The sequence below is a fragment of the Trichococcus sp. genome, from assembly GCF_049589555.1.
Lineage (GTDB): Bacteria > Bacillota > Bacilli > Lactobacillales > Aerococcaceae > Trichococcus.
The window spans coordinates 1-8,979 of the sequence record NZ_JBAWAZ010000144.1; the positions used below are offsets into that span (position 1 = coordinate 1).

The 8,979-nt window shown below is 46.6% G+C and carries 7 protein-coding genes and 1 pseudogene; 6 read left to right on the forward strand and 2 right to left on the reverse strand.

Annotated features, from left to right (window positions below):
• Nucleotides 1-206: pseudogene (locus tag WBV27_RS05750) on the forward strand (multidrug ABC transporter ATP-binding protein); the annotation flags it as partial.
• A gap of 291 nt (nucleotides 207-497) precedes the next feature.
• Here the strand turns inward: WBV27_RS05750 and WBV27_RS05755 are convergent.
• Both WBV27_RS05755 and WBV27_RS05760 read right to left on the reverse strand, forming a co-directional pair.
• A complete protein-coding gene (locus tag WBV27_RS05755) occupies nucleotides 498-2,039 on the reverse strand; it encodes a flavocytochrome c (RefSeq protein ID WP_424200220.1) in 1,542 nt (513 codons plus the stop codon).
• Between the two features lie 242 nt (nucleotides 2,040-2,281).
• Nucleotides 2,282-3,055, reverse strand: coding sequence for an ABC transporter ATP-binding protein (locus WBV27_RS05760; protein ID WP_424200222.1), 774 nt, complete (start codon nucleotides 3,053-3,055; stop codon nucleotides 2,282-2,284).
• Between the two features lie 174 nt (nucleotides 3,056-3,229).
• On the opposite strand from WBV27_RS05760, the gene WBV27_RS05765 reads away from it, so the two are divergent.
• The 5 genes from WBV27_RS05765 (at nucleotide 3,230) to ilvA (ending at nucleotide 8,853) form a co-directional block, all read left to right on the forward strand.
• Nucleotides 3,230-4,099: a patatin-like phospholipase family protein gene (locus WBV27_RS05765; RefSeq protein ID WP_424200224.1), complete on the forward strand. Its 870-nt coding sequence runs from the start codon at nucleotides 3,230-3,232 to the stop codon at nucleotides 4,097-4,099.
• A gap of 371 nt (nucleotides 4,100-4,470) precedes the next feature.
• A complete protein-coding gene (ilvB, locus tag WBV27_RS05770; RefSeq protein WP_424200226.1) occupies nucleotides 4,471-6,159 on the forward strand; it encodes a biosynthetic-type acetolactate synthase large subunit in 1,689 nt (562 codons plus the stop codon).
• A 4-nt stretch (nucleotides 6,160-6,163) separates the two neighbouring features.
• Nucleotides 6,164-6,424, forward strand: a complete 261-nt coding sequence (ilvN, locus tag WBV27_RS05775; RefSeq protein ID WP_424200228.1) for an acetolactate synthase small subunit — start codon at nucleotides 6,164-6,166, stop codon at nucleotides 6,422-6,424.
• Between the two features lie 87 nt (nucleotides 6,425-6,511).
• Nucleotides 6,512-7,507: a ketol-acid reductoisomerase gene (gene ilvC, locus WBV27_RS05780; protein ID WP_424200230.1), complete on the forward strand. Its 996-nt coding sequence runs from the start codon at nucleotides 6,512-6,514 to the stop codon at nucleotides 7,505-7,507.
• A gap of 83 nt (nucleotides 7,508-7,590) precedes the next feature.
• Entirely contained in the window at nucleotides 7,591-8,853 is a 1,263-nt protein-coding gene (gene ilvA / locus WBV27_RS05785; RefSeq protein ID WP_424200232.1) for a threonine ammonia-lyase IlvA, read from the forward strand.
• Nucleotides 8,854-8,979 lie beyond the last annotated feature (126 nt).

Here is an 8,979-nt window from a genome sequence, read left to right on the forward strand (position 1 = left end):
TAATCCAGGAATCCTTGGATAACTTGTCTAAAGGTCGGACGACATTGATCATCGCGCACCGTTTGACGACCATCAAGCATGCCGACCGGATCATCGTCGTCGATGAACAAGGGATTTCAGAACAAGGCTCGCACAAGGAATTGCTGGCTCAGGACGGAACCTACCGTCGCCTGTATGAAGCCCAGTTCTTGGGAATCGACCAGTAATGCATCCCCTTCTATTCGGGAATTGAATTTATGCCCAGAAATAACCCGTCAAAACCACTTTGACGGGGAAAATCAGTTCAAAACACAGTCTGAAAAACCGCGAAAACGACCTTGGCGGGGAAAAACGTTCGCGGAATACACGATATTCCGCGCAAAAACCATTTATGCGAGGAATTCCGCTACGAACCACGCGAACCCCAGCCCAAAAATTCAGACAATCATACGACCAAAAAAAAGGAACGGCTAACCCAAGCGAGGGGTTGCTGTTCCTTTTTTTATTTAATGATTCATTTATTCCATTGATTGGACGTAGCTGGCTGATTGATTCCCTGCTTGGCGTCCGAATACGATGATGTCTGCTACAGCATTGCCGCCGATACGGTTGCTGCCGTGCACGCCTCCGGTAACTTCGCCGGCAGCGTAAAGACCTTCGATTACAGTGTCTTCCGTGCTGATGACTTGTGCGTTGGCATTGATTTTCAATCCGCCCATTGTGTGGTGGATACCAGGCGCGATTTGGATTGCGTAGTATGGTGCTGCCGCTAATTGGTTAACCATGCCTGTCTGACGGTTGAATGCGCCATCCACTTGGGAAGCGACTGTTTCGTTCCATGTAGTCAATGTTTGTGCTAATGTTCCGCCGTCAATTCCCAGTTGACCTGCCAAAGCCTCGATTGTTTCATCCGATTGGACAAAGCCTTTTTCGATGTACGTGTTGACTGCTTTCACACGGTCCTTCACGCCTGCATCAAAAATTAGGTAAGCATAGCCTTCTTCTAAAGCATTGATTGCTGCTGAAACTGTGTCGCGGGTTTCCATTTCGTTTATGAAACGTTCGCCTTGTTGGTTCACAAGGATAGCGCCTTCTCCGCGGATCGCTTCAGTGATCAGGTAAGAAGATTCCTGATGCACGGTCGGGTGGATCTGGATTTGATCCATGTCGACGACTGCAGCTCCGATAGCTTGCGCCATTTTGATGCCGTCTCCTGTCGATCCTGGTTGGTTGGTGGTGACATAGCCTTCAAGTTGAGGTGCAAGTTCTGTGACCATCTCCAGGTCAGCTCCGAATCCGCCGGTTGCGATGATGACTGCATCGGAGGAAACCGTGATTTCACCTTCGTTGTTGAAGTCGACTTTGACTCCACTGGCTTTATCGTCAGTCACGATGACTTCTTTGACATCCGAATTCACGAACAATGGGATCTCGCGTTCCATGACATTCGCGTATAAACCTTTGACCAAGTATTGACCAACTGCGGAACCATCGGATGGGCGATGCGTACGATTCACGCTCATGCCTCCGGTAACTGTGATGTTGTTCAAAGTGATCCCCATTGTGTCCAACCAATCGATGGCGGAGGCTGAATTGTCGACAAGATAGTGCAGTAATTCGGGGTCGTTTGTGCCCTTTCCGCCAGCCAAAGTTTCGTTATAGAATAATTCATTTGAGTCTGCGATGCCTTGTTCCGCTTGGAATTTCGTTGCGGATGCATTCATGCCTGCAGAAGACTTCATTGTATTTCCGCCGTGCACTGGCATTTTTTCGAAGATGACCGGATTCAGACCGGCATCCTTCGCTGAAATCGCTGCAGTCAAACCAGCGCCTCCGGAACCGATGATGATGACATCATAACTTTTCTTCAGTTCTTCCGGGTCCGTATAGGTAACCTCTGATGCGCCCGTCACAGCCTCCACTGATTCAGAACTTGCAGCAACAGATTCCTCACTTTCAACAGCAGCGCTTGAGTCAGCTGCGTTGTCCGTGTTCGCTCCACAACCGGATAACAACATAAACATACTTAAAGCAGAAAATAGGCCAATTCTCTTCTTCATTTTTTACTCCCCCATTTCTTCTTATTTTTACATTGTATTTATTTTATCAAATTTTGTACAGTAATATTATCACAAATACGGCTTTCTAATAGGATTGTTATTTATGATCCTGTCGATCCGTCCGAAACTTTTATATTTTTTGCACAATCTCCCCTAAATTCAGGAAGCGTTTCCAAGAAATAACCGACAAACCAATAGGAGGATACTTGGTTTCTCGGCTGTTTTCTATTTATTCAGATGCTTCATTTTGGGAATACTGCCAGCCTGTTCTTGGACATGCGGATCGTCTGCACCGGTTTTCCATAGAAATCATTCAAGATTTCCTCTTTCAGCAAGTCGACCGTTTTGCCTGTCTTATGGATGGAACCATCCTTCAGCAGCATCAGTTTTTTGAAACAAGGCAGGATTTCCTCGGTGTGGTGGCTCACATAGATCATCGTTGGCCCTTCAGGCTCATCGGCAATCCGCTGGATATCCTCCAAAAGTTTCTCTTTCGCGAACAGGTCAAGGCCGTTGCAGGGCTCATCCAGTATCAGTATTTCCGGTTCGGCCATCAAAGCACGGGCTATCAAAATGATCTGCTGTTGCCCTTGGGATAAGATGCCATAGCGAAACCCGATCAGTTCTTTTCCGCCGCATTTGATCAAGAGTTCCAGCGCCTGTTGTTTTTCGGTTTCAGTCGGGACGGTCCAGACGCCTATCGAAGCGAACTTGCCGCTCAATACGATGTGTTCAGCGATGTCGTTAGGATTCAGCTGTTGCTGCAGGGCGGAGCTGACCCAGCCGATCCGTTTGCGCAACTCGGGGATGGCCGTTTGCCCAAAAGTTTCCCCCAACACGATCAGCTTGCCGCTGCTGGGCCACAGATAGCCGTTCAACAGTTGCAGCAAGGTTGTCTTGCCGGATCCGTTCAAGCCGAGTATGGCCCAGTGTTCGCCTTTTGTTGCGTGCCAATTGATGTCGTTCAAAATTTTCCGTTTTTCGCGAATGACGTTCACGTGGTCGAATCTGATCATTCCATCACCCCATCTACAGTATTGTGATTATTGGGTACCCTTTACTGCGAATATACCACATTTGCCGCATACGGAAAAGGCTTTCGCCATCCCGGGCCTTAAGGAATAAATAATGAGAAAAGCATCGCATCACACCGCAATGTCATCTATACTATAGAGTGAGGTGGAAAATGTATGGACCAAAATAAAGAAAAAGTATCCTTGATCATTGAAGGAGGGGCTATGCGGGGCGTCTTTTGCGCAGGAGTCATCAGCACTTTGCTGCGTCAAGAAATCTACTTGGATTATGTCATCGGGGTCTCTTCCGGATCGGTCAATGGCATCAATTATGTCAGCCGGGACCTTACCCGCGCAAAAACTTCGTTTGTTGATATCGCCGCAAATCCGGCTTTTTCAGGTATGAAATACCTTCTCAATGGCCAGGGTTATTTCAACACCAAATACATCTATGAAGAGGCGATCACGACCGACATTCCCTTTCATTTCGATTTTTTCAAGCAAAATCCGGCTTCCATGAAGATCGTTGCGACTGATATGGAGACCGCAAAACCTGTTTATTTCGATAAGGAAGAAATCGCAACTACTGAAGAATTGGCACTCAAAATCAGGGCGTCTTCCACAGTGCCGTTGCTGATGCCCCCTACGCAAATCAATGGCAAATTCTATCTGGACGGCGGCATCGTCGACTCGCTGCCGATCGAAAAAGCGATCGAAGACGGTAACCAAAAGCACGTGATCATTTTGACGCGTCCGCGTGGTTACATCAAGGAAAAGCAGCGCTTCAACGCCATTATCCGGCGCCATCTGCGGGCTTATCCCGAAGTTATTGCAGCCATCGAACAGCGGCACATCGCCTATAACCGATCGATGGAATTGATTGAGCAACTGGAACAGGAGAACAAGGCATTTGTCATTGCACCAGATCAGCTTTCCATTGGCAGGATGGAACGGAACGTGCAGCGTCTGGATGCTTATTATCAGTATGCCGAACGGGCCGCAGAAAGACAGCTTCCCGAGCTGTATGACTTTTTGTCAAGCCAATGATGCGCACAAAATAATCGTCCAGCACGTTCATTTCGGACAATTATTAGAAATAAGTGAAAATAATATGAAAATTACCGTTGACACTCTCATGTAAATCTTATATGATTATATCAATCACTTAAGCAATAACAAATCCATATAGAAATCAGGTATCCCATATGAAAACGATGAATCCACTAAACATTATTATCGTCTTAATGATCTAGGAGTTAAACACTGTAGAAATTTTTTACAGATTGTTTAAGTCCTATTTGTGGTAATCAAATGGGATGAAGCATCCCATCATTAATTGATGAGGATGCTTTTTTTTATCCATATTGCAAACAGACATAGGAAAAACGAGAAATGGGGAGATTAAAATGGAATCTGAAATGAAAACTAAAACAAAAAAAGGCGTAACCCTTCTTGTTGAAGCCTTGAAAAATGAAGGTGTTGAAGTTCTGTTCGGCTATCCAGGCGGCTCTGTTCTTCACATCTACGATGAATTCTACAAATCCGAATCGAATCACGTATTGACCAGACATGAACAAGGCGCTGTCCACGCGGCTGACGGTTATGCCCGCGCTACCGGCAAACCAGGCGTCTGTATCGTTACAAGCGGCCCCGGCGCAACAAATGCTTTGACCGGTATCGCAACCGCTCAGATGGATTCTGTTCCATTGATCGTGATCACTGGCCAAGTGCATGAAGCAGGCATCGGCAAGGATGCTTTCCAGGAAACGGACATGATCGGCATGACGACACCTGTGACGAAATACAACTATCAAATCCGTGATGCAAAAGATATCCCGCGCATCATCCATGAAGCGTTCTACCTTGCGAATACAGGCAGAAAAGGACCGATTGTCATCGATATTCCAAAAAACATCGGTGTCCAGGAAGTCGCCTACGAAGATTACAACCAACCTGAAAAAAATCTGCCGGGATACAAACCAGAATGTCTGCCTGTTCCGGAACAGATCGCAAAAGTGAACGAAGCGATTGCAGCAAGCAAGAAACCGATCATTTTGGCCGGTCATGGCGTTATCCATGCAAAAGCTGAGAAAGAATTGTTGGCTTTCGCGGAATACTACCAAATTCCCGTTGTAAACACGCTTTTGGGTCTGGGCAGCTTCCCTATCAAACATGAACTGGCATTGGGTATGGGCGGCATGCACGGCTCCTACGCGTCGAATATGGCTTTGATGGAATGTGACTTGCTGTTGAACTTCGGTGCCCGTTTCGATGACCGTGTAGCAAGCGATCCAACCAATTTTGCTCCCGAGGCAGTCATTGTCCATGTTGACCTTGATAATGCTGAAATCGGTAAAATCATGCACACGCATATTCCAGTGTTGTCTGACGCCAGATTGGCTCTGATCATGCTGAACGACACAAAATTGGCTGAAGTTCCCGACCACTCTGTTTGGTTCAGCCACGTGATGGACAACAAAAAACAACACCCTTTCCGTTATGAAAAATCGGATACTTTCATCAAACCGCAACATGTAGTCGAGTACATCGGTGAATTGACAAACGGTGAAGCCATTGTTGTAACGGATGTAGGCCAACATCAAATGTGGGCGGCTCAATATTACCCGTTCAAGTACGGCAAGCAATTGCTGACAAGCGGTGGCTTGGGAACGATGGGCTTCGGCATTCCGGCAGCGATCGGTGCGCAAATGGCCTATCCTGAAAAAACGGTTGTCTGCTTCGTCGGCGACGGCGGTTTCCAGATGACCAACCAAGAATTGGCGATCCTGAATGCCAACAGGCTGAATGTGAAGTACTTTATTCTGAATAATGAAGTACTGGGCATGGTTCATCAATGGCAGAATAAATTTTATCAAGGCCGTTACTCTCATTCCGAGCTTCCGGATTCACCTGATTTCGTTAAACTTGCTGATGCGTACGGCATCACAGCGGCGAGAGTATCCGATCCCGATAAAGTTGATGCAGCGATCCAGACAGCTTTGAACTATCCTGGTCCTTATGTCTTGGATATCCTGATCTCCAAAGATGAATTGGTGTTCCCTATGGTTGCAAGTGGCAGGCCAAATAACGAAATGGAAGGTGTGTAGGACGATGCTAAGATTAATCCAAACCAAAGTCGCAAATAAACCCGGCGTGTTGAACCGCATCACGCAAGTTATCCTGAAGCCGCAATACAATATCGATACCTTGACGCTGACCGGTACGGAAGATTATGACATATCCTTGATCACAGTCGGCATCAACTTCGATACCTTGGAAGCTGCTGAACTGTTGACGAAACAATTGGAAAAACAAGTCGACGTCATCAGCGCAACCGACATCACCGAAAAACGTTTAGGCCTAAGAGCTTAAACCCAATCAACCGCATTACCCTACTGACCGAATCAAATTGCTTAAAAAGCATTGAGAATATAAAAAAAATAAGGAGGTCATTTCAATATGACTAAAGTATACTACGATCAAGACGTAACAGTAAAAGCACTAGAGGGCAAAAAAATCGCCGTTATCGGATATGGTTCTCAAGGACATGCACATTCACAAAACCTACGCGACAACGGTAATGATGTCATCATCGGAATCCGTGCAGGTAAATCTGCAGACAAAGCAAAAGAAGACGGATTCGAAGTATTCTCTGTTGCTGAAGCAACAAAACAAGCTGACGTAGTAATGATCCTTATCCCTGATGAGCAACAAGCTGACGTTTATGCAGCTGAAATCGCTCCTAACTTAGAAGCTGGAAATGCCATCGCATTCGGTCACGGATTCAACATCCATTTCGGTACGATCACACCTGCTGCTGATATCGATGTATTCATGGTTGCTCCAAAAGGCCCAGGCCACATGGTTCGCCGTCAATTCGCTAAAGGATCTGCAGTCCCTGCTTTGTTCGCAGTCTTCCAAGATGCAACAGGCAACGCAAGAGATATCGCTATTGCTTGGGCACAAGGAGTCGGCGCTACACGCGTAGGCGTTTTGGAAACAACATTCAAAGAAGAAACTGAAACTGACTTGTTCGGTGAGCAAGCTGTACTATGCGGCGGAACAACTCACTTGGTTCAAGCAGGTTTCGAAACATTGGTCGAAGCTGGTTACCAACCAGAAATCGCCTACTTCGAAGTATTGCACGAATTGAAATTGATCGTTGACTTGATGTATGAAGGCGGCATGGAAAAAATGCGCCACTCTATCTCTAACACAGCTGAATACGGCGACTATGTTTCCGGACCACGCGTTATCACATCAGACGTGAAAGACCGCATGAAGGACGTTTTGACTGACATCCAAACAGGCGCATTCGCTAAACGCTTCACTGACGATTACAAAGCTGGCTTCCCTGACTTCCACGCAATGCGCGCTAAGCAACAAGGCCACCAGATCGAAGCAGTCGGTGCTGAATTGCGTAAAATGATGCCTTTCGTGAATGAACAACAATAATGAATCAGATGTAGGTTGAGAGCATCCTTATTTTTAAGCCTTCTCTCTTCATCATTGTATTCAATAGATTAGGAGCAGATAGAATGACGGATGAGTTAGTGAACAAAGAAGACGTACTTAAAGCATATAAAGTACTGCGCAGTGTGGTCAAGCAGACACCTTTGCAGCATGATGCATATTTATCGCAGAAGTATCATGCCAACATCTTTTTGAAGCGGGAGGACCTTCAGATCGTCCGCTCCTTCAAATTGAGAGGCGCTTATTATGCCATTTCGCAGCTGAGCGAAGCCGAAACGGAGACCGGAGTAATCTGTGCCTCAGCCGGCAACCATGCGCAAGGGGTAGCTTATACCTGTAACCATTTGGCTATCCAAGCTACCATCTTCATGCCGTCGACAACGCCTTCCCAAAAAATAGACCAAGTCCGTTATTTCGGGAAAGAGTATGTTGAAATCAAACTGATCGGCGATACCTTCGACGAGTCGAATGAGGCCGCCCATGCCTATGCGGATGAACACAATCTGACTTTCATTGAACCTTTCAATGATCGCAATGTGATCGCCGGGCAAGGCACTTTGGCAGTGGAAATCCACCAGGATCTCGTTGCTGAAGGCGAAACGGCCGACATGGTATTCGCGGCAATCGGCGGCGGCGGCCTGATTTCAGGAGTCAGCAGCTACATGAAGGAAGCCATGCCCGAAACAAAGATCATCGGCGTGGAGTCATTGGGCGCCCCTGGCATGAAAGTTTCGCTTGATGCGAATAAAGTGACGACTTTGACTGAAATTGATAAATTCTGTGATGGGACAGCCGTAGCGACTGTCGGTGATTTGACTTTCAGACACTGCCAACAAAATGTCGATGACATCCTGGTCGTGCCCGAAGGACAAGTTTGCGGAACCATCATCGATTTATACACTAAACAAGCTATCGTAGCGGAACCATCCGGCGCACTCTCCGTTTCTGCCTTGGAACAATACAAAGATGAAATCAGAGACAAAACGGTCGTCTGCATCGTCAGCGGCGGTAACAACGATATCAATCGGATGGCTGAAATTGATGAACGCTCCCTACTCTATCAAGGTCTGAAGCACTATTTCATCGTGAACTTCCCGCAGAGGGCCGGCGCGCTGAAAGAGTTCGTGAATGACATATTGGGCGGCAACGATGACATCACCAAGTTCGAATATACGAAAAAGGTCCATCGCAGCGAAGGACCTGTACTGATCGGAATCTTGTTGAAAAATAAGGACGACCTCGAAGGCCTGCTCAGCAGGCTCGAAAAATTCGATCCGCATTACATTTCGGTGAACGAGAATTCCAAACTGTATTCCTTCCTGATCTGATCCGGACCAATTCTATACAGTAACTTAAAGACTGACGCGAGCCACTTGAGAGGTTTGCGTCAGTTTTTTTCGTTGCGTAGAAATGCCGCCGGAAAACATGAATAAAATCTAAGTATTCATGTTTTC